This window comes from Streptosporangium lutulentum, from assembly GCF_030811455.1.
GTDB classification, from domain to species: domain Bacteria; phylum Actinomycetota; class Actinomycetes; order Streptosporangiales; family Streptosporangiaceae; genus Streptosporangium; species Streptosporangium lutulentum.
On the sequence record NZ_JAUSQU010000001.1, the window covers coordinates 9,934,561 to 9,953,463 of the forward strand.

Consider the following 18,903-nt stretch of genomic DNA (forward strand, 5'->3'; position numbering starts at 1 on the left):
TCTTGTCCGTTGCACTAGTGAACTTATATATTGGGGTCAGTTGCGCTAATGAACGGAGACGGTCCATGACGTGGCAGCCGACCGCATGCGTACTGTGCGCGAGCAACTGTGGCATCGAGATAGAGCTGGACGAGCGCCGCCTCAAGCGGATCCGCGGCGACAAGGCACACCCCTCCTCGCGGGGATACACCTGCGAGAAGCCGCTCCGCCTCGACCACTACCAGAACGGCGCGGACCGGCTCACCCACCCGCTGCGGCGGCGGCCCGACGGCACGTTCGAGCGCATCGACTGGGACACCGCGATCACGGAGGTCGCCGGGAGGCTGGCGGCCGTGCGGGACGCCCACGGCGGAGAGACGATCTTCTACTACGGGGGCGGCGGCCAGGGCAACCACCTGGGCGCCTCCTACGCCGGTTCGGTGATGCGGGCCCTGGGCGCGCGATACCGGTCCAACGCGCTGGCCCAGGAGAAGACCGGGCAGTTCTGGGTGTCGGACCGGATGATCGGCAATTTCGCCACCGGTGACTTCGAGCACTGCGAGCTCGCGCTGTTCGTCGGCAAGAACCCCTGGCAGTCGCACGGCATCCCCAGGGCCAGGCCCACGCTGCGCGAGATAGCCCGCGACCCCGCCCGGTCCATGATCGTTATTGACCCGCGGGTCACCGAGACCGCCGAGCTGGCGGACATCCACCTGAGGCTCAGGCCGGGCACCGACGCGTGGCTGCTGGCGGCGCTGGCCGCGGTGCTGGTCCAGGAGGACCTGATCGCCCACGACTGGCTGGCCGCCCGCGCGGACGGCCTGGACGAGGTCGTGGCCACCCTGACCGAGGTGCCGGTGGCGGCCTACGCCGAGATCGCCGACGTGCCGGAAGACCTTGTGCGGCAGGCCGCCCGCCGCATCTCCTCGGCCTCGAGCGTGGCCGTCGTGGAGGACCTCGGGACCCAGATGACCCTGCACTCCACGCTCAACAGCTACCTCGACAATCTGATCGTCCTGCTCACCGGCAACTTCGGGCGGCCGGGCGCCAACAACCCGCCGATCCTGTTCATGCCGCTGGTCCAGACGTCCTACCTGCGGCCGCAGAAGGAGCGGTTCAGCCCGGTGGCCGGAGCCAGGATCATCTCGGGTCTGGTCCCCTCCAACGTGGTCGCCGAGGAGATCCTCGCCGACCATCCGGCCCGCTACCGCGCGATGCTGGTCGAGTCGTCCAACCCGGCCCACTCCCTCGCCGACTCGCCCCGCATGCGCGAGGCCCTCCAGGCGCTCGACGTGCTGGTCGTGATCGACGTCGCCATGACCGAGACGGCGAGGCTCGCCGACTACGTGCTTCCCGCGCCGAGCCAGTTCGAGAAGTGGGAGGCGACGTTCTTCAACCTGGAGGCGCCCGCCAACTACTTCCACCTCCGCCGCCCGATCCTGGACCCGCCGCCCGGCTCGGACCTGCTGCCCGAGCCGGAGATCCACGCCCGGCTGTGCGAGGCGCTCGGCGCCCTGCCCGACCTGACCGCTCTGCACCGGGCGGCGGCCGAGGGACGTAAGGCCTTCGCCGGCGCGTTCCCGGCCGCGATGGCGGCCGATCCCGCGCTGGCGGCGGTGTCCGCGGTCGCGCTCTACCGCACCCTCGGCCCGACGCTGCCCGCCCCCGCCGCGGCCTCCCTGTGGGCGCAGGCCCACCAGGTGGCGCTGCGCCACCCGGACGCGGTCCGCCGCGCCGGAATCACCGGGGACGATCTTGGTGATGCCCTCTTCGAGGCGATCCTCTCCAGCCCGTCGGGGACGCACTTCACGGTGGACGAGCCGGACGACGGCCTTTCGCGGATCGGCACCCCCGACGGGCGGATTCACCTCGCCCTGCCCGATCTGCTCGCCGAACTGGGCGGCCTGTCCCCGGCAGGTCCGCCTCGCCACCCGGACTTCCCGTTCGTGCTCTCCGCGGGGGAGCGGCGCGCCTTCACCGCCAACACCCTCTACCGCGACCCCGCCTGGCGTCGCCGAGACGCCTCGGGGGCCCTGCGCATCAATCCCGCGGACGCCGTCGGGCTGGGGCTGGAGAACGGCTCGCTCGCCCGGGTGACCACCCGCCGGGGCAGCGTCGAGGTGGAGGTCGAGCTGTTCCCCGGCCTTCGTCCCGGTCACGTCTCCCTGCCCAACGGCCTCGGGCTCGGTTACCCCGCGAGGGACGGCGTCTCCGCCCTGACCGGGGCGCCGCCCAACGAGCTCACCTCCTCGGGCGACCGCGACCGGTTCGCGGGCACCCCCTGGCACAAGCACGTCCCCGCCCGGGTGGAGGCGGTCTGACGATCTCGGGCGGGCGCCGCCTGGGACTTGACATAACGGTAGAGGGTCCGGTACTCCGGAAATGTGGGCTCGACACATCGTGGATCAAGGGTGCTCTGAACGCCCGTCGTGGATCCGCAGTGCCGACCGCTGGGGAGCCAGGGCGGAAAAGCCCCTGTTTCCCCAGGTGAACGGGGTGGAGGTGCCTGTGGCGATCTACGAGTACCTGTGTCCGGCCTGCGGGCCGTTCGACGTGCGCCTTCCGATGGGAACCGCGCCACTGTCTCGTGACTGCTCCACATGCGAGCGCGGTGCCCGCCGCGTCTTCTCCCCACCGGGTCTTTCCCGTGTGCACCCGGCGTTGTCCGCCGCGCTCGATCGCGACGAGCAGAGCCGGGACGCGCCCGCGGTCGTTTCCCGCACGCCCGGCCGGCGGCACCCGCAGCCACCGCACCCGGCACTGGCGCGCCTGCCACGACCGTGATCGACAGCGACATCGGGTCAACTGAACAACACGTCCGCGTACGTCCGGATCCGCCGCGTCCACCGTCTGGCCGACGACCCGGCGTACGGTGCGGCGACGGTTGGCATGATCATGTCACCGCACGGCGTACGGGGATCGCGTTGTCCATCTGAGCCGCCCATCACAGACGCTAGGGGGTCTCGCGGATGGGAAACGTTGGACTGCTCTACGTCGGTGCGGTGCTCTTCATCAACGGGCTGATGCTCCTGGGAAAGGTCGACCCCCGGGGAGCGTGCCTTCTCAACCTCTTCGTCGGGGCACTGCAGGTGATCACACCCACCGTGCTGATCATCACCGCCAACGGCGACACGAACGCGATCCTCAACGCGTCGGGCCTCTTCCTCTTCGGCTTCACCTACCTGTACGTGGGGATCGGCCTGATCACGGGAGTCGACACCACGGGCGTCGGGTACTTCTCGCTGTTCGTGGCCGTCATGGCGCTCGCCTACGCGTTCGCGAACTACCAGGTCCTCGACAACAGGCCTTTCGCCGTCATCTGGCTCTACTGGGCGTTCCTGTGGTTCCTCTTCTTCCTGCTGCTGGGGTTGAAGCGGGAGCACCTCACCGCCTACACGGGCTGGGTGACCGCGATCCAGGGCTGGGTCACGGGGGCCATCCCGGCGTTCCTCCTCCTCACCGGTTACTGGCAAGGCTGGAACCAGAACCTCATCGCGATCATCATGATCGTGTTCGGGGTCGTGGTGTTCGGCGCGCTGTGGCCGCTGACCCGGAGAGGGCACAGAACCCCTGCCCGCGCCGGCTCCACCGGCGGAGAGACCATCGCCGCCCATTGAGACCCGTCCGCCCGGCGGAGAGCCGGATCCGGGGAGAGGAGGTGACGCGGCCTTCCGGCGCCGAAACGCTGTGCATCCGATCAGGAGGAGAACCAGTCATGCCCGAAGTCATATTCAGCGTGGATCAGTCGAAGTCGATGCGTGACCAGGCCGTACCCGGTCACAACCGGTGGCACCCCGATATCCCCGCGGCCGCCATGGTGCGGCCCGGAGACGAGTTCCGCCTCGAATGCCGGGACTGGACCGACGCTCAGATAGGCAACAACGACTCGTCCAACGACGTGCGGGACGTCGACCTGTCCCAGACGCACATGCTGAGCGGACCCATCGGGGTCGAGGGGGCGGAGCCGGGAGACCTTCTGGTGGTCGACATCCTCGACCTGGGGCCGGTTCCCCAGCAGGTCGGCAAGGTGTCGGGACAGGGCTGGGGTTACACCGGCGTGTTCGCCAAGGCCAACGGCGGCGGCTTCCTGACCGACTACTTCCCGGACGCCTACAAGGCGATCTGGGACTTCCACGGCGGGCAGGCCACCTCCCGTCACCTGCCCGGTGTCCGGTTCACCGGTATCAGCCACCCCGGGTTGTTCGGCACCGCGCCGTCGCCGGAAATGCTCGCGAGCTGGAACAGGAGGGAACAGGCCCTCATCGACACCGACCCCGGCAGAGTCCCGGCGCTGGGCCTGCCGCCGCTGGCGGACAACGCCCTCGTCGGAACGGCGACCGGCGAGATGGCGAACCGGATCGCCCGCGAGGGAGCCCGTACGGTGCCCGCCCGGGAGAACGGCGGCAACCACGACATCAAGAACTTCACGCGCGGGGCACGCGTCTTCTACCCCGTCTACGTGAAGGACGCCAAGCTTTCGGGAGCGGACCTGCACTTCAGCCAGGGCGACGGCGAGATCACCTTCTGCGGCGCGATCGAGATGGGCGGCTTCATCGACTTCCATGTGGACCTCATCAAGGGCGGCATGGAGAAGTACGGCGTCACCACCAACCCGATCTTCATGCCCGGTAACGTCGAGCCGCGCTACTCGGAGTTCATGTCGTTCATCGGCGTCTCGGTCGACCACGACACGGACACGAACTACTACCTCGACGCGACGGTGGCCTACCGCCGCGCCTGCCTCAACGCCGTCGAATACCTCAAGAGGTGGGGTTACACGGGCGAGCAGGCCTACCTGCTCCTCGGCTCGGCGCCCATCGAGGGCCGGATCAGCGGGATCGTCGACATCCCCAACGCCTGCTGCTCGCTTTACCTGCCGACGGAGATATTCGACTTCGACGTGCGTCCGAACATGGACGGACCCGTCAGGAAGGATCGCGGGCAGTGCGCCGTGTCATCCTGACCGGCGTGGCACAGCGAGACGCGGTCGGCGGGGAGCGGCGTCCGCCGCTCCCCGGCATCCGCGCGTCCGAGGGGTCCGCCGGGGGTGGCGGCCGCCTCGGAGAGCGGAGGTGACGGACGTCGCCTTCCGGTGACCGCGCCTCGTCCCGTCCGGTGGTATACCGATAATTTTTGCCTGGCCCAGGGCAGAACTGTCCCTTGGGGCGCTTGACAGGCCAAAATTGGTCCGTGGTCAGGATCGGATCGGTAGAGATGGACGAATGCGAGCGTGGGCAACTTCCGCCGGTGCTGGGTCAGCTGTTCGCCGGCGGAGGTGACGGGCGGACGCTCTCGGTGGAGTTGCCGTCGGGGGACGTGGTCTGGCCCGATCCCGGTTACGCACAGCTGGCCATCCGCCGCCGTCCGGCGTTCTGGCTCAGTGACGAGGCGGTCTCCGGCGAGCTGTGGGCCGAGTTGAGGGCCCAGCACGAGCACTCGGGCCTGTGGCCGGTGCTGCTGGAGGACTCCATGCAGCCGTGGTCGGCCGGACAGGTCGCCCCGGACACGGTGGTCGAGATCGATCACTACCACACGGCGGCGTTCATGGCCGAGGTGTGGGCTGACTGGATCGCGAGGGCGCACATCGACCAGTTGGAGCTGCTGGACCCGTTCGGCCCCGAATGCCCCGGTCCAGCCCCGTCGGGCACGCTCGCCGCCGATCCCGGCGTGGTCGCCGACTGGTACGCCGGGCTCGTGGCCGAACGCAGGACCCCTCTCGGGCTGATCGCGGCCGACCGGGGGGCCGACGCGCTGGCCGTCATGGGGTGGCAGGGCGCCCTGAACCACAACGAGTGGATGGTCCCGCTCGCCGCCGTGGTGCGGAGCTGGGAGGACAGGTTCGGGGCCCGGGTGGTCGGCATGGGATTCAACACCCTGGACCTGAGCGTCGCCGCACCCCCGCTGACCTCGGAACACGCGCTGCACGTCGCCGCCGAGCACTGGACGTTCTGCCCCGACAGCATCACCCAGGGCGCCGGGACGCTCATCGACTACGCCGAGCAGATCAAGGGCAGGAACGCCTGGTCGTTCTGGTGGGACTGATCGGGTGTGGGCCACCGGTGGTCCGGCGGCGCGAAAGCCGCCACGGCGGCGACGGCCACGGCCTGACCGGTAAGGGTTCCTTGACGAATGCAGGTAGATCTTCTGGGGCTTTCGTGGCTTTTGCTTTGCTTTGTCCCATATAGGTCGGTAGTGTCCATTTACCGGTTGGCGACCTGCCCTTCATCGGAAGGAGCGGCCGGCCGCGTCGAATCCCGAGGGTCGATAAAGCCCCGGGAGCCGGGGACCCACTACTTGGGGTGAATCCACCGCGAACGCGGTGGTAGGGCAACTCCACCGCCCGAATCCGTCAGCTAACCCGGTAGACGAGATGGAGAGGAGATCCCTTATGGATCACCGCGTCATGTTCGTTCCGGCCCGTCTCCCGTTCAGGTCGATCACCCAGAGCTTCCACCGCGCCTGATCGCGGTGTCCTCCCGAACGCGCTCCACGTAGCGTCCGGTCGATCCGGCTACGTCCTTCTTTTATCCGTGAGTGCGCCTCCGCCCGTGCCCCCTTCTGTTCGTACGCGGCTGCCCCATTCCCTCGCGAAAGAGGCTCTCTTCCATGCGTTTCTCCCTCGGCCCGCATAAGAACCGTCTCGCCGCCGTCACCCTCCTCGGCGCGAGCATCCTGACCTCCGCGAGTGTCGCCTCGGCGCTCCCGGCCTCCGCGAACTCCCTCTATGCGAGCCCGGCCTCGGCATCCTCCGCCGCGGCGCTCTCCACCCGGGACGGCCTCGCCCCCGAGGTCGGTTCCGGTGCCACCCTTCTCAAGGGTTCGACCACGGCCTCCTACTTCTGGGACGACGCCTCCGGCCGCGCCGGGGACACCGGCCTGCCCGCGAGCGGCAAGCCGATGCAGAAGGGCATGATCGCCAGCCCGAGCTGGCCGCTGTTCACCGAGGGTTACCTCCTCTACAAGGGCAAGAAGGCCCCCTTCTTCGTCGGCGACCGCGGTCCCGGTGCTCCCTCCAGCAGCGGAATCATGATCGACATCGACGCCAAGACCTTCGCCGAGCTGACCGGCGGCACGTTCAACTCCAGCACACTCGCAGTGGAGAACAACGGCGGCCTGGGCCACATCGACGTCCAGTACGTGGTCACCAAGTGGGGTGAGGGCGTGGGCAAGAAGGGCTACCCCGTGGCGTTCTCCACCGGCGCGTGGGGCCGCAAGGACCTCAACCCCGTCGCGCCTCCGAAGGCCGAGCCCGTCGAGGGCTAGTCTGAGCACGTCCCGGGAGGGCGCCGGTCCCCCGCGAAACTCTTGTCCCCGTCCCTACAGAATGACATTCTGTTTTGCGGAATCAGCACGACGTCCGCGGGACCAGCAGGTAGGAGTGCCATGACTCAGCGCGCCTCGGCGAACGGCATCGAGATCGCCTACGACACCTTCGGCTCCTCAGGGGGCCGCCCGCTCCTCCTGGTCATGGGACTCGGCTCCCAGATGATCCACTGGGACGAGGAGCTCTGCGAGTCGCTCGCCGACGCGGGACACCACGTCGTACGGTTCGACAACCGCGACGTCGGGGAGAGCACACACTTCCACGACCACGGGATCCCCGCCTTCGGCGGGAACGGGCAGGTGCCCTACCTGCTGGACGACATGGCCGACGACACCGCGGGGCTGCTGGACGCGCTCGGCTGGGAGTCCGCCCACGTGGTCGGCGCCTCGATGGGCGGCATGATCGCTCAGTTGCTGGCGGTCCGCCACCCGCACCGGGTGCGCAGCCTCACCTCGATCATGTCCACCCCGAGCCCGGGGGCCGCCCGGCCCACCGAGGCGGCGATGGCGGCGCTCATGGCGCCTCCCGCCTCCGACCGCGAGGGCGCGATCCAGCGGGCACTGGCCACCTGGAAGGTCATCGGCTCTCCGGGATATCCGATCAACCATGAGCGGATCACCCGGCTCGCCGGGCTGAGCTACGACCGGTGCTTCGACCCGGCGGGATCGACCAGGCAGCTCGCCGCGATCATGGCCTCCGCCGACCGCGCGCCGATGCTCAAGGAGCTCACGGTGCCCGCCCTCGTACTGCACGGCGAGGACGACCAGCTCGTGCCGCTCTCCGGCGGGATCGCCACGGCCGAGGCGATCCCCGGGGCCAAACTGATCACCTTCCCCGGCATGGGACACGACCTGCCCCGCCCGCTCTGGCCCGAGTTCGTCGGCGCGATCGGCGAGCTCACCGCGGCCGCCGAGGGTTGAGCTCCGGTACGGCTTACGCCTCCCGGGGCGTAAGCCGTACCGGAGGATCAGATCTCGAGCTTTTCCTCGATGCCGCGGAGAGAGTGCCGCGCGAGCGCGAGGTTGGCCCGGCTGCGGTCGAGCGCGAGATAGAGGAAGAGCCCCTTGCCGCTCCTGCCGGCGAGCGGGCGGATCACGTGATACTGGCCGCTGAGCGTGATGAGGATGTCCTCGATGCCCTCCTTGAGGCCCAGCGACTCCATGGTCCGCATCTTGGCCTTGACGACCTCGGTGTTACCCGCCGCCGCGACCTGAAGGTCAAGGTCCTTGGAACCGCCGAGCGCACCCAGCGCCATCCCGCTGTTGTAGTCCACGACCACCGCGCCGATGGCACCGTCGATCGCCATCATCTCCTTGAGAGAGATGTCCATGTTGCCCATTTCAGGCTCCGATCACTGAGTTAACGACATCTGAGATGTGATGGCGGCCAGGTTCGCCGCCGTCTTGCGGCCCTCCAGCCGGAGCAGCCCGAGGTTGGTCCCGGGGCGTGCGAGGACTGTAAGGACGATCTTGGGGCCGGCGGCGTAGAAGACCGCGTAGCCGTTGGTGCCGGAGATCAGCGTCTCCTCGAAGGTGCCCTTGTCGACCATGCTCGTCATCCGGCGGCTGAGGGCCAGTAACGCGGAGGAGAGCGCGCCGATCTGCTCGGCGCCGCCGTTCAGGTCGTCGGCGATCGTCAGACCGTCGACGCTGCACGCGACGCACCCGTCCACGTCGGGCATGCGCACGCGGAGCAGCACCATCTCATGACGCACCAGGTCACGGAGTTCCACCGGAATCCTCCTTCCCATCGACTTCAGCCTCCGCGGCCTCAGCGGCATCGGAGCCAGCTCACGTCAGTGCCTCCAGTGCGTTCCTCAGCCGGATGAGCAGGTTCAGGTCGGTCGGGTCCCCCGTCGCGGCGGGGAGCCAGTCGGACGATTCGGAAGAGGCCGCCGCGCCGGCTCCCGGGATCTGCGTGCCGCCGCGTGTCCGACGGGGCAGCAGGCCGGTCGTGTCGGGTGGTTGCGGCGTGGTGGTGGGGGGATCGGGCGGATCCGGTGCGGCGCCCGGACCGGAGGCGGCGGGGACGGCCGGCCCGACCGGCCCCGCCGGGGCGGCGGGGACGACTCCGGGCTTGGGCTCCGGCACGCGGAGCAGCCCGGACGAGGCGAGCTGCCGTACGGCCAGCAGCACCGAATAGGCGGGGCGGCCCAGCCTGTGCGCCAGTTCGGCGGGAGGCGTCGCCGAGTCGGCCCCGACCAGCACCTCCCATTGCAAGGGGGTGAGCACCACCCGCTGAGCGGTGATGCGTCCCAGCGGGACGACCGGGAGCGAGTCCAGCTCCGCGGACGGCCAGGTCTCGTCCAACCGAGCCCTCCTTCGTTCGCACTCCCTGAGCAGTCCCGTCACCTCGAAGTACCACTGCGGCCCGAGCCAGTGCCGCTCTCCCTGCCGGAAGCGCGGCCGGTGCCCGGTGGCGTCGCGCAGGAAGTAGGCGGCGTCGAGCACCGCGTTCAGCACGCAGAACTCAAGCTCACCCCTGGTGAGCACCCCCTTGTCGACCAGTTGCTCCCCGCCCCACCGGTCTTCGGTGGCGGCCTGCCTGGCCTGCCGTACGGCGTGGGCGGAGATCCTGCGGCCGGCGGTGAGAAGGTCCTCCACCCGGGGAGCGGCCGTGCTCTCGGCGTAGGTGACGCGGCCGTCGGTGAGGTAGAACGTTCCGGATTTACCCAGACGCAGTGAGCCGGTGGCCCGATCGTCGGCCAGGCCTCGGAGTATGTTCTCGACGCTCTGCATGGGTTCACGTCGTTATCAGGCAGTCGGACAGGGTCTGAAGACGATGACGGGCCAGAGCCAGATTCGAACGGTTCGGATCGAGCCTGACATGAATGACCATAGGGCCGTCGAAAACCGTTTCCAGCGGTCTCAGTAAATGGTGTCCCTCGTCCGTGGTTATGATCATGTCGCGGATTCGGATTGTTCCACCGGGAGCGGTCACGGCGAGCCCGTCCAATGTCGCGCGGAGGATTTCGCTCAATCCCGCGGCGGACTTCTCCGCGTCGAGATGACGGCTCCCGCCGCCGGTCGCCACGGCCATCCCGCTGGTCTGATCGATCAGGACCGCGTCCAGCGCACCGGGGATGGCCATGACCTCGGCCAGACAGTCTTCGATTCCGAGCACAGGCTCTCCCTCGCCAGCGACTTTCAAGGCGTCGCCCGGCCAGCGTAGGGAAAGCCCGCCGAAGTCGAGTGCGTTAATCGCGATTACGGCGAGAAGGGGCGCAGAGTTCAATAACCGGATAGAAGAACAAACCCTCCGGGTATAAATCCATCTACTGATCTTCGGTGATAAGTGCCTTCTCGTCCGGCTTGAAAATAAGAACATTCTTCACATAAGAATCCACCGCGGCGGGCAGGCCGACGTCGTTTCCGGCCTCCTCCGACATGAACCAGCGGTGGTCGAGCACCTCGTGGAAGAGCTGGGCCGGCTCCAGCTTGCCCCGCAGTTCCTGGGGTACGGCCTGCACCGTCGGCTGGAAGACCTCGGCGAGCCACCGGTGGGCGACGATGGCCTCGTCCTCGTGACGCAGGCCGTACGACACCCGGAAGGAGTCGAGGTCGTTGAGCAGCCGCCTGGCCTGGTTCTCCTCCACGTCCAGGCCGGTGAGCCGCAGCAGCCTGCGCTGGTGGTGGCCCGCGTCCACCACCTTGGGGCGGACGATCAGCCGCCCGGTGCCGGCCTTGCGGCGGACCATCATCTCGGCGACGTCGAAGCCGAGCGAGTTCAGCCGGCGGATCCGCTGGTCGATCATGTGCCAGTCCACCTCCTCGATGATCTCGTCGGACGTGAGCTCGCCCCAGAGCCGGTGGTAGCGCTCGCAGATCGAGTCGGCGACCTCCTCCGGGTCGATGGAGGAATGGAGCAGGCCGCCCGCCTCCAGGTCGAGCATCTCGCCGAAGATGTTGGTGTGCGCCACGTCGATGTCGTACAGCCGCTGGCCCTCACTGATCATCGGATGGAGCTCGCCCGTCTCGGCGTCGACCAGATAGGCGGCGAAGGAGCCCGCGTCCCGGCGGAACAGGATGTTCGACAGCGAGCAGTCGCCCCAGTAGAAACCGCTCAGGTGCAACCGGACCAGCAGTACGGCGAGCGCGTCCATCAGCCGGTTGAGCGTCTCCGGCCGGAGTGTGCCCGACATGACCGCCCGGTAGGGCAGGGAGAACTGCAGATGCTGGGTGATGAGCGCGGAGTCGAGCGGCTCGCCGTTCGCGTCGGCTCGCCCGGTGACCACGGCCACCGGCTCGACCGAGGGGGTGTCCATCCGGCTGAGGTCCCACAGGAGGCGATACTCCCGCTTGGCGTAGTACTCGCTGATCTCCTTGATCGCGTAGACCTTGCCGGAGAGCCGGGCGAAGCGCACCACGTGCCGGGAGATGCCGCGGGGCAGGGAGACCAGGTGATGCTCCGGCCACTCCTCCAGCGGGACGTCCCAGGGAAGGCGGATCAGATCCGGGTCGCTCGGGGCGCCGGTGAGCTGGAGGGGCATGGGGTCAATCCTCGCGACGGGGAAAGGTGGGCGGGTTGAAGGCTCGCAGGACCACCGCGGAGAGCTGCTCCTCGGTGAGCACCCGGGGCCGGCCGACGCTCCTGGCCCGCACGTAGACCTCGCAGAGCCATTCGAGCAGCCGGGTCGCCTCGAAGGCGGCGTCGAGGTCGCCGCCGACGGTGACCCCGCCGTGGTTGGCCAGCAGCGCGGCCTGCCTGTCCTTGAGCGCTTCCCTGACGTTGGCGGCCAGTTCGGGGGTGCCGTAGGTGGCGTAGTCGGCGACCCTGACGGTCCCCCCGAGCAGCAGCGCGTTGTAGTGGATCGGCGGGAGCTCGGTCATGGTCGTGGCCACCACGGTGGCGAAGGTGGAGTGGGTGTGCGCGACGGCCCCGGCGCCGGTGGCCGTGTAGACCGCCAGATGCATGGGGGTCTCGGAGGACGGCTGCGACTCTCCCTCGACCAGGCGGCCCTCGACGTCGACGATCGGGCAGCTCTCGGGCTCCAGCCGGTCCAGGGCGATCCCGCTGGGCGTCACCGCGACCAGCTCGCCCGCGCGGACGCTCAGATTGCCCGAGGTTCCGATGACCAGTCCGGTCTCCGAGGCCCGGCGGCCGTACTCGCACAGCAGTCGTCGTTCCTCCGCCAGCAACATGTTCCTCAACGTAGGGGCTTGCGGTGGCGGGCGGCAAACCTTCATTATCTGGTCTAGACCGGTTGTTGTCCGTTGCCGACGGGAAGTCGGGGATTCGTTACCCTCCTGGAAATTGAAAGTCAATGGTCTTGCAGGAGATATCGGGTGTTCTGCGACCTTCTGTCATGGGAGAGTGCTTCTTCGGCAGGTGATTGCTACCGGATATGTCGCGAGGACATCACGGCTCGGTCTAGACCGGCTGGGACCTCTTGACGCTGGACTGCGGAGGTACGTACCTTCGGGCAAACGTTTAGGAAACTTTCCTAATTGATCCCCCGCTCAGGAGGGTTACATGTCCAACTCGGCCGGTACGCCAGGAGCTATCACCCGGCGGCAGATGATCCGCCGGATCGGTCTGACCGCTCTGATCGCCGGCCCCGGTGCCGGACTGCTCAGCGCCTGCGCCACCAGCGGAGGCAGCGCCCCCGCCGCCTCCGCCGCTCCGTCCGCCGGGGGCGCCGTCTCGGCCGCCAACCCGTTCGGAGTCGTCGCCAACGCCCCGCTCGAGGTCGTCATCTTCAAGGGCGGCCTCGGTGACAGCTACGCGACCGAGGTCCACGAGCCGCTGTACAAGAAGGCCTTCCCGCAGGCTCAGGTCAAGCATGTCGCCACGCAGAAGATCGCGCAGACCCTGCAGCCGCGGTTCGCCGGCGGCGACGTGCCGGACATGATCGCCAACTCCGGCAGCGACAACATAGACAACGGCGCCCTGCAGCAGGAGGGCCAGCTCATGGACCTCACCGAGCTGTGGGACGCCCCCTCCATCGACGACCCCAGCAAGAAGGTGCGCGACACGGTCGCGCCGGGCACCGTCGAGTCGGGTCTCATCTCCGGCAAGCCGTACCTCCTGAACTACGTTCTGTCGGGCTACGGCCTCTGGTACGACTCCGCCCTGTTCGAGAAGAACGGCTGGACCCCGCCGAAGACCTTCGAGGAATTCAAGGCCTTCTGCGAGACGGCCAAGGCCGCCGGGATCGTTCCCTTCGCCTATGCGGGCCAGAACGCCTCCTACTACGCCTACTGGATGATCCTCATCTCCGCCGCGAAGATCGAGGGCAACCAGTTCCTGATCGACGTCGACAACCTCGTCGACGGCGTCTGGAAGCGCGACTCGATAAAGCAGTCCGCCGCCGCCTGGGCCGAGATCGGCAACAAGTACATGGACAAGTCCTTCGAGGGCCTGATCCACACCGATGTACAGACCCGGCAGAACCAGGGCAAGATCGCCCTGTACCCGTCGGGCTCCTGGCTGGAGAACGAGCAGAAGAGCCAGACCCCCGCGGAGTTCAAGTACGCCCTGACGCCCACTCCCAGCGTCACCGCGGCAGACAAGATGCCCTTCGAGGCCATCCGTACCACCGCCGGTGAGGCCTATATCGTCCCCTCCAAGGCCAAGAACCCCAGGGGTGGCCTGGAGTACCTGCGCATCATGCTCTCCAAGGAGGGCGCGAAGGGCTTCACCGAGACGTCCAAGAACATGACCGTCGTGACCGGCGCCGCCGACGGCCTGGCGCTGTCCCCGGGTAACGCGAGTCTCACCGCCGTGCAGGCCGCCGCCGGTTCGAACGTCATCACCTACAGCAGCTTCGAGAACTGGTACAAGGAGTTCGAGACCGAGCTGCGCAAGCAGACCAACGCGCTGATGTTCGGCCGCATCTCCGCCGACGAGTTCTGCGACAAGATGCAGAAGGCCGCCGACAAGACCAAGGCCGACTCCTCCATCACCAAGCAGAACCGGACGGTGTAGGCACCAATGCGGCACGGCAGGTATCCGTTCATCGTCGGCTTTCTCGCCGCGCCGGTGCTCCTCTACGTGGTCTTCGTGGTCAGCCCGTACATCCAGGCTTTCTACATCTCGCTGACCAACTGGAAGGGCATCTCGGCAAATCCTCAGTTCATCGGTCTGGAGAACTACTCCAACCTGCTGAACGACGAGGTCTTCTGGGCCGCGGTGCGTCACCACGGTGTTCTGCTGCTTGTCATGCCGCTGGTCACCATTGTGATCGCCCTGTTCTTCTCCTTTCTCCTCAACGTGGGAGGAGGGCAGAGGGGCGGGCAGATGGCCGGAGTCTGGGGCTCGAAGGTCTACCGTGTGATCTTCTTCCTGCCGCAGGTCCTGGCCGTGGCCATCGTCGGCGCGCTCTTTCAGGCGATCTATCGCCCGGACGAGACCGGCGTGATCAACGGCCTGCTCGGCAAGGTCGGCATCGACCCGGTCGGCTGGCTCATCGACCCGAACATCGCCCTGCTGGCGATCATCGCCGTGATGGTCTGGCAGGCCGTCGGCTTCTACGTGGTCCTGTTCTCAGCCGGCATGTCCACCATCCCCAAGGACGTGTTCGAGGCCGCCGCACTGGACGGCGCGGGCCGGTTCACCCTGTTCTTCAAAATCACGCTTCCGCTGCTCTGGGACACCATGCAGGTCGCCTGGGTCTACCTGGGCATCGCCGCCTTCGACGCCTTCGCCCTGGTTCAGGTGCTCTCGGTCGACCGCGGCGGGCCCGACAACTCCACGACAGTGCTTCCGCTGGAGATCTGGCGCACGGCGTTCAGCTTCTCCAAGTTCGGCTACGCGTCGGCGATGGGTGTGGCGCTGTTCTTCATGACCATCACGTTCGCGGCACTGACCCTGCGCGTGACCAGGCGCGAGAGGATCGAGTTCTGATGGTCACGAAGTCCTCCTCCGCCGGTAGGCCCGCGAAGCGGAAGAACCCGCTCGGGATCTTCGGCACCATGTCCCACCTCGCGCTCGTGATCTGGGCGATCCTCATCATCGGCCCGATCCTGTGGACGTTCCTGGCCTCCTTCAAGACCAACACCGAGATCTTCGGTGATCCCCTCGCGCTGCCGGCGTCCTTCGGCTGGGACGCCTGGGGCCGGGCCTGGGAGAAGGCCCACATCGGCCAGTACATGCTGAACACCGTCTTCGTGGTGGCGTGCAGCACGGCCGCGACCATGCTGCTGGGCTCGATGGCCGCCTACGTGCTGGCGCGCTACACCTTCCCCGGCAACCGGCTGATCTACTTCCTGTTCGTGTCGGGCATGACGTTTCCGGTGTTCCTCGCGCTGGTCCCGCTGTTCTTCGTGGTGAAGAACCTCGGCCTGCTCGACACCCACCTCGGCGTGATCCTGGTCTACACCGCCTACTCGCTGCCGTTCACCGTCTTCTTCCTGTCGGCGTTCTTCAAGACGCTGCCCACCTCGGTGGCGGAGGCGGCGATGATGGACGGCTGCTCCCACACGCGGACGTTCTTCCAGATCATGGTGCCGATGGCCAAGCCCGGCCTGATCAGCATCACGATCTTCAACATCCTGGGACAGTGGAACCAGTATCTTCTGCCGATCGTGCTGCTGTCCGGCAACGTCGAGAACAAGTGGCTGATCACCCAGGGCGTCGCGAACATCTCCACCAGCGCCGGCTACGAGGCCGACTGGCCCGGAATGTTCGCCGCGCTGAGCATCGCCATCATCCCGGTCATGTTCATCTACATCATCTTCCAGCGCCAGATCCAGTCGGGTCTCACCTCGGGCGCCGTCAAATAGCCGTAACGGTGTCGCCTCACCGGTAATCCCGGCGGGTCCGTCGGGAGTCGTTCTTATTCGGAACGACTCCCGCCCCCTCTCGTCGGAGAAGCCCCTCATGGCAGACCAGGAACAGGCATTCCCCTTCCCGTTCTTCGGGGCGGGGGAGGCCAACTACTACATGTGGGCAGAAGTGCACGTGCGCTTCGGCCGCGAGCCCACGCGTTCGCAGCGCGAGGCCATCGTCGAGGCCGTCCCTGCCCCTCTGCGGGGAGCGGTCGACTGGTGCGAGGGGCGTCAGTTGCTGGCGGCCAGCGGCCTGTTCCTGCACGGCGCGGTGGTTCGCGCGTACGCCGCCACCGGAGACGAGCCGGACCGGATCGGAGCGGACGGCTGGCTCTACGCCGCGCCGTCCCGGATCGCCGCGCTCAACGCCGACATCGAGGCGTGGCTCGTCCGGATCCACGGCGAGTGCCCGATCCTGGCGGCCTACCGCGCGGAAGACCCCGACAGCGGCGGAACCCGCCTGTCGTCCTGGCACGAGTGGAGCCTCACCCGGCTGCCCGGCCTCATGCCGGAACTGGAGCGGGTCCTCGACAAGGGTACCCACGCCACCTCCATGGCCCAGGGCATCATGGCCATGGCGCGGCGCGCTGGAAACCTGCCCCGGCTTGGCGTCTTCGCCCAGAACGTGATCTCCTGGGCCGATGGACCTGCTTGATGACCCCGCGGTGAACCAGAGGCTGACCGGCGTGCCCGAGTGGCGGCGGGAGGGCGACGAGATCCGTCGTACGATCACCGCCCGCGACTTCCCTGCCGCGATCCGCATCGTGGACGAGATCGCGGTCGAGGCCGAGAAGCTCAACCACCATCCCGACATCGACATCCGCTGGCGCACCCTTCACCTGGCGCTCACCACCCATGACGCCGGCGGCCTGACGGACATGGACTTCACCCTCGCCGCCCGCATCGACGAGATCGCCGTGCCTCACACCTGAGGAGAAGCCATCCGGCATCCGGGCGGAAAATGTGAATACCATGAGTGATCACATGATTACTGATTAGAGTGGGCGCGGCTTCTGCCGTATCTGATCAGGGAGATACTGGATGCGCATCCTCGGTGTTCTCGTCGCCGTCGGCCTGCTCGCCGTGGCCTGTGGCCGGCAGGCCCCGGCGGCCCATCCGCCGGAGCACAGCCCGGCGGCCGCCGGGATCCGGCTGGCCGGGGGCGGCACGCTCGTCGCGGCCGCGCCCAAGGCCTCGGCGATCGTCTACGACACCGCGCTGGCGCCCGCGGGGGCCTCGGTCGAGGTCACGGCCGAATCGGGGGCGGTGCTCGCCACCTCCACGGTCGCCGTCGAGCGGCTGCTGCCCAACCGGACGTACGGCGTGCACCTGCACATGAATCCGTGCGGGCTCACGCCGGAAGACGCGGGCCCGCACTACCAGCATGCCCACACCCACGCGAGCGCGGACAACGAGGTGTGGCTCGACTTCACCACCGACGGCTCCGGGGCCGCCACCGCCACCGCCACGCAAGACTGGGCGTTCGTCGCCGGTCGGCTGCCCCGGTCACTGGTGATCCACGCGGAGAAGACCCGGACCGCCGGCGCCGAGGCCGGCACCGCCGGAGCCCGGATCGCCTGCGTCACCCTCACCGAGCGCTGATCCGGGCGATCCGCGGGGTGAGGACAGGCCGTTCTCCGTCGGCGAGCCCTACAGCCCGCCCCTCGTCATCCCGTGCACCGCCGGGACCGTGCCGAGGCGGCCCTTCTGGAAGTCCTCGAAGGCCTGCTGGAGCTCCTCGCGGGTGTTCATCACGAACGGGCCGTAGTGGGCCATCGGCTCCCGGATCGGCTGTCCGCCGAGGACGACGACCTCCAGGTTCGGGGTGTTCGCGTCCTGCTGCTCGTCCGCGCGGACGAGCAGCGAGGAACCCGCGCCGAAGACGGTCGTCTGCCCGGTGTGGACCGGGCGACGGTCCGTACCGGCGCTGCCGCGGCCGGCCATCACGTACACGAGGGCGTTGAAGTCCTCGCGCCACGGGAGCGTGAGCTCGGCGCCGGGCGCCACGGTCGCGTGGATCATGGTGATCGGCGTGTGCGTGATGCCGGGACCCTGGTGGCCGTCCAGCTCACCGGCGATGACGCGCAGGAGCGCGCCGCCGTCGGGCGTGCTGAGCAGCTGGACCGAGCCGCCGCGGATGTCCTGATAGCGCGGCGCCATCATCTTGTCCTTGGCCGGGAGGTTCACCCACAGCTGGAGCCCGTGGAAGAGACCGCCCGACATGACGAGTGCCTCCGGCGGGGTCTCGATGTGCAGGAGGCCCGAGCCCGCGGTCATCCACTGGGTGTCGCCGTTGGTGATGGTGCCGCCGCCACCGTTCGAGTCCCGGTGGTCGAAGACGCCGTCGATGATGTAGGTCACGGTCTCGAAGCCGCGGTGCGGGTGCCAGGGGGTGCCCTTCGGCTCCCCGGGCTGATAGTCCACCTCGCCCATCTGGTCCATCATGATGAACGGGTCCAGGTGCCGGTAGTTGATCCCCGCGAACGCTCGCCGGACGGGGAAACCCTCGCCCTCGAAACCGCTCGGCGCGGTCGTCACGGCCAGCACGGGGCGAGCCACGGCCTCTATCGGCGCGGCCACACGGGGCAGGGTCAGCGGGTTCTCTACGGTCACGGCTGGCATCTTGGATCCCTTCCTACGATGTTCGCCGTTGATAACTCAGTTGATGTTTCAACTATTCCGCGACGCCCAGGCCGCGACACCGGGAGTGCCGCGACCTGGAGGCGGCCGGCCGTCCGGCGGGATCGGCGGTCGGCCGGATCACCGATCGAGGCGGAGGATCCGGCCGGACCTGGCCGGTGCGGGCGCGGTGATCCGCTCAGGGCACGGGTC

The 18,903-nt window shown here is 68.1% G+C and carries 20 protein-coding genes and 1 riboswitch; of the genes, 13 read left to right on the plus strand and 7 right to left on the minus strand.

The genetic code is table 11. The annotated features are described in order from the left end of the window. Positions 1-65 precede the first annotated feature (65 nt). The 7 genes from J2853_RS44655 (at position 66) to J2853_RS44680 (ending at position 8,223) form a co-directional block, all read left to right on the plus strand. Positions 66-2,300 carry a molybdopterin-dependent oxidoreductase gene (locus J2853_RS44655; RefSeq protein ID WP_307567965.1) on the plus strand — a complete coding sequence of 745 codons (2,235 nt, stop codon included), beginning with the start codon at positions 66-68 and terminating at the stop codon, positions 2,298-2,300. A 61-nt stretch (positions 2,301-2,361) separates the two neighbouring features. Further along, entirely contained in the window at positions 2,362-2,763 is a 402-nt protein-coding gene (locus J2853_RS48080; RefSeq protein WP_370879501.1) for an FmdB family zinc ribbon protein, read from the plus strand. A 185-nt stretch (positions 2,764-2,948) separates the two neighbouring features. Further along, positions 2,949-3,596, plus strand: a complete 648-nt coding sequence (locus tag J2853_RS44660) for an AmiS/UreI family transporter (protein ID WP_307567967.1) — start codon at positions 2,949-2,951, stop codon at positions 3,594-3,596. 98 nt (positions 3,597-3,694) lie between these two features. Continuing rightward, positions 3,695-4,942 (plus strand): formamidase, encoded by a 1,248-nt coding sequence (gene fmdA, locus J2853_RS44665; RefSeq protein ID WP_307567969.1) that lies wholly within the window; start codon positions 3,695-3,697, stop codon positions 4,940-4,942. 227 nt (positions 4,943-5,169) lie between these two features. Next, positions 5,170-6,021 (plus strand): DUF4253 domain-containing protein, encoded by an 852-nt coding sequence (locus J2853_RS44670; protein WP_307567970.1) that lies wholly within the window; start codon positions 5,170-5,172, stop codon positions 6,019-6,021. A 193-nt stretch (positions 6,022-6,214) separates the two neighbouring features. After that, positions 6,215-6,362: riboswitch (cyclic di-AMP (ydaO/yuaA leader) on the plus strand. A 223-nt stretch (positions 6,363-6,585) separates the two neighbouring features. Beyond that, entirely contained in the window at positions 6,586-7,242 is a 657-nt protein-coding gene (locus tag J2853_RS44675; protein WP_307567971.1) for a hypothetical protein, read from the plus strand. Positions 7,243-7,362: 120 nt separating this feature from the next. Beyond that, positions 7,363-8,223: an alpha/beta fold hydrolase gene (locus tag J2853_RS44680; protein WP_307567972.1), complete on the plus strand. Its 861-nt coding sequence runs from the start codon at positions 7,363-7,365 to the stop codon at positions 8,221-8,223. Positions 8,224-8,270: 47 nt separating this feature from the next. On the opposite strand, the gene J2853_RS44685 is transcribed toward J2853_RS44680, so the two are convergent. The 6 genes from J2853_RS44685 to J2853_RS44710 form a co-directional block, all read right to left on the minus strand. Beyond that, positions 8,271-8,642 carry a hypothetical protein gene (locus J2853_RS44685; RefSeq protein ID WP_307567974.1) on the minus strand — a complete coding sequence of 124 codons (372 nt, stop codon included), beginning with the start codon at positions 8,640-8,642 and terminating at the stop codon, positions 8,271-8,273. A gap of 12 nt (positions 8,643-8,654) precedes the next feature. Further along, a complete protein-coding gene (locus tag J2853_RS44690) occupies positions 8,655-9,035 on the minus strand; it encodes a roadblock/LC7 domain-containing protein (protein WP_307567976.1) in 381 nt (126 codons plus the stop codon). A 58-nt stretch (positions 9,036-9,093) separates the two neighbouring features. Beyond that, positions 9,094-10,041, minus strand: a complete 948-nt coding sequence (locus tag J2853_RS44695; protein WP_307567978.1) for a hypothetical protein — start codon at positions 10,039-10,041, stop codon at positions 9,094-9,096. 4 nt (positions 10,042-10,045) lie between these two features. Continuing rightward, positions 10,046-10,426: a roadblock/LC7 domain-containing protein gene (locus J2853_RS44700; protein ID WP_307567980.1), complete on the minus strand. Its 381-nt coding sequence runs from the start codon at positions 10,424-10,426 to the stop codon at positions 10,046-10,048. A gap of 151 nt (positions 10,427-10,577) precedes the next feature. After that, positions 10,578-11,792, minus strand: coding sequence for a DUF4032 domain-containing protein (locus J2853_RS44705; RefSeq protein ID WP_307567981.1), 1,215 nt, complete (start codon positions 11,790-11,792; stop codon positions 10,578-10,580). Positions 11,793-11,796: 4 nt separating this feature from the next. Next, positions 11,797-12,444: a class II aldolase/adducin family protein gene (locus tag J2853_RS44710; RefSeq protein WP_307567983.1), complete on the minus strand. Its 648-nt coding sequence runs from the start codon at positions 12,442-12,444 to the stop codon at positions 11,797-11,799. Between the two features lie 331 nt (positions 12,445-12,775). Here J2853_RS44710 and ngcE point away from each other — a divergent pair, with 331 nt between their 5' ends. The 6 genes from ngcE to J2853_RS44740 all read left to right on the plus strand — a co-directional run bounded on the left by ngcE (position 12,776) and on the right by J2853_RS44740 (position 17,673). Next, a complete protein-coding gene (gene ngcE, locus J2853_RS44715; protein WP_307567985.1) occupies positions 12,776-14,230 on the plus strand; it encodes an N-acetylglucosamine/diacetylchitobiose ABC transporter substrate-binding protein in 1,455 nt (484 codons plus the stop codon). A 6-nt stretch (positions 14,231-14,236) separates the two neighbouring features. Continuing rightward, on the plus strand, positions 14,237-15,148 hold the full coding sequence (locus tag J2853_RS44720; RefSeq protein ID WP_307567987.1) for a carbohydrate ABC transporter permease: 912 nt from the start codon (positions 14,237-14,239) through the stop codon (positions 15,146-15,148). Then, entirely contained in the window at positions 15,148-16,026 is an 879-nt protein-coding gene (locus J2853_RS44725; protein WP_307567989.1) for a carbohydrate ABC transporter permease, read from the plus strand. Before J2853_RS44720 ends, J2853_RS44725 begins: the two co-directional genes overlap by 1 nt. Positions 16,027-16,123: 97 nt before the next feature. Then, positions 16,124-16,726, plus strand: coding sequence for a hypothetical protein (locus tag J2853_RS44730; protein WP_307567991.1), 603 nt, complete (start codon positions 16,124-16,126; stop codon positions 16,724-16,726). Beyond that, on the plus strand, positions 16,713-17,003 hold the full coding sequence (locus J2853_RS44735) for a 4a-hydroxytetrahydrobiopterin dehydratase (RefSeq protein WP_307567992.1): 291 nt from the start codon (positions 16,713-16,715) through the stop codon (positions 17,001-17,003). The genes J2853_RS44730 and J2853_RS44735 overlap by 14 nt, the downstream gene beginning before the upstream one ends. Before the next feature lie 109 nt (positions 17,004-17,112). Continuing rightward, on the plus strand, positions 17,113-17,673 hold the full coding sequence (locus J2853_RS44740; protein WP_307567994.1) for a superoxide dismutase family protein: 561 nt from the start codon (positions 17,113-17,115) through the stop codon (positions 17,671-17,673). Positions 17,674-17,721: 48 nt separating this feature from the next. Here the strand turns inward: J2853_RS44740 and J2853_RS44745 are convergent, their stop codons facing one another. After that, the gene (locus J2853_RS44745) at positions 17,722-18,693 is read right to left on the minus strand and encodes a pirin family protein (protein ID WP_307567995.1); all 972 of its coding nucleotides are present in this window, start codon (positions 18,691-18,693) and stop codon (positions 17,722-17,724) included. Positions 18,694-18,903: the final 210 nt, after the last annotated feature.

What these genes read in the sequence shown, in the direction of transcription:
- J2853_RS44745 (WP_307567995.1), bottom strand. Translation starts at nt 18,693, where the DNA reads ATGCCAGCCGTGACCGTAGAGAACCCGCTGACCCTGCCCCGTGTGGCC.
- J2853_RS44730 (WP_307567991.1), top strand. Translation starts at nt 16,124, where the DNA reads ATGGCAGACCAGGAACAGGCATTCCCCTTCCCGTTCTTCGGGGCGGGG.
- J2853_RS44660 (WP_307567967.1), top strand. Translation starts at nt 2,949, where the DNA reads ATGGGAAACGTTGGACTGCTCTACGTCGGTGCGGTGCTCTTCATCAAC.
- J2853_RS44740 (WP_307567994.1), top strand. Translation starts at nt 17,113, where the DNA reads ATGCGCATCCTCGGTGTTCTCGTCGCCGTCGGCCTGCTCGCCGTGGCC.
- J2853_RS44675 (WP_307567971.1), top strand. Translation starts at nt 6,586, where the DNA reads ATGCGTTTCTCCCTCGGCCCGCATAAGAACCGTCTCGCCGCCGTCACC.
- J2853_RS44710 (WP_307567983.1), bottom strand. Translation starts at nt 12,444, where the DNA reads ATGTTGCTGGCGGAGGAACGACGACTGCTGTGCGAGTACGGCCGCCGG.
- J2853_RS44725 (WP_307567989.1), top strand. Translation starts at nt 15,148, where the DNA reads ATGGTCACGAAGTCCTCCTCCGCCGGTAGGCCCGCGAAGCGGAAGAAC.
- J2853_RS48080 (WP_370879501.1), top strand. Translation starts at nt 2,362, where the DNA reads ATGTGGGCTCGACACATCGTGGATCAAGGGTGCTCTGAACGCCCGTCG.
- J2853_RS44685 (WP_307567974.1), bottom strand. Translation starts at nt 8,642, where the DNA reads ATGGGCAACATGGACATCTCTCTCAAGGAGATGATGGCGATCGACGGT.
- ngcE (WP_307567985.1), top strand. Translation starts at nt 12,776, where the DNA reads ATGTCCAACTCGGCCGGTACGCCAGGAGCTATCACCCGGCGGCAGATG.
- J2853_RS44680 (WP_307567972.1), top strand. Translation starts at nt 7,363, where the DNA reads ATGACTCAGCGCGCCTCGGCGAACGGCATCGAGATCGCCTACGACACC.
- J2853_RS44655 (WP_307567965.1), top strand. Translation starts at nt 66, where the DNA reads ATGACGTGGCAGCCGACCGCATGCGTACTGTGCGCGAGCAACTGTGGC.
- J2853_RS44695 (WP_307567978.1), bottom strand. Translation starts at nt 10,041, where the DNA reads ATGCAGAGCGTCGAGAACATACTCCGAGGCCTGGCCGACGATCGGGCC.
- J2853_RS44735 (WP_307567992.1), top strand. Translation starts at nt 16,713, where the DNA reads ATGGACCTGCTTGATGACCCCGCGGTGAACCAGAGGCTGACCGGCGTG.
- J2853_RS44705 (WP_307567981.1), bottom strand. Translation starts at nt 11,792, where the DNA reads ATGCCCCTCCAGCTCACCGGCGCCCCGAGCGACCCGGATCTGATCCGC.
- J2853_RS44720 (WP_307567987.1), top strand. Translation starts at nt 14,237, where the DNA reads ATGCGGCACGGCAGGTATCCGTTCATCGTCGGCTTTCTCGCCGCGCCG.
- fmdA (WP_307567969.1), top strand. Translation starts at nt 3,695, where the DNA reads ATGCCCGAAGTCATATTCAGCGTGGATCAGTCGAAGTCGATGCGTGAC.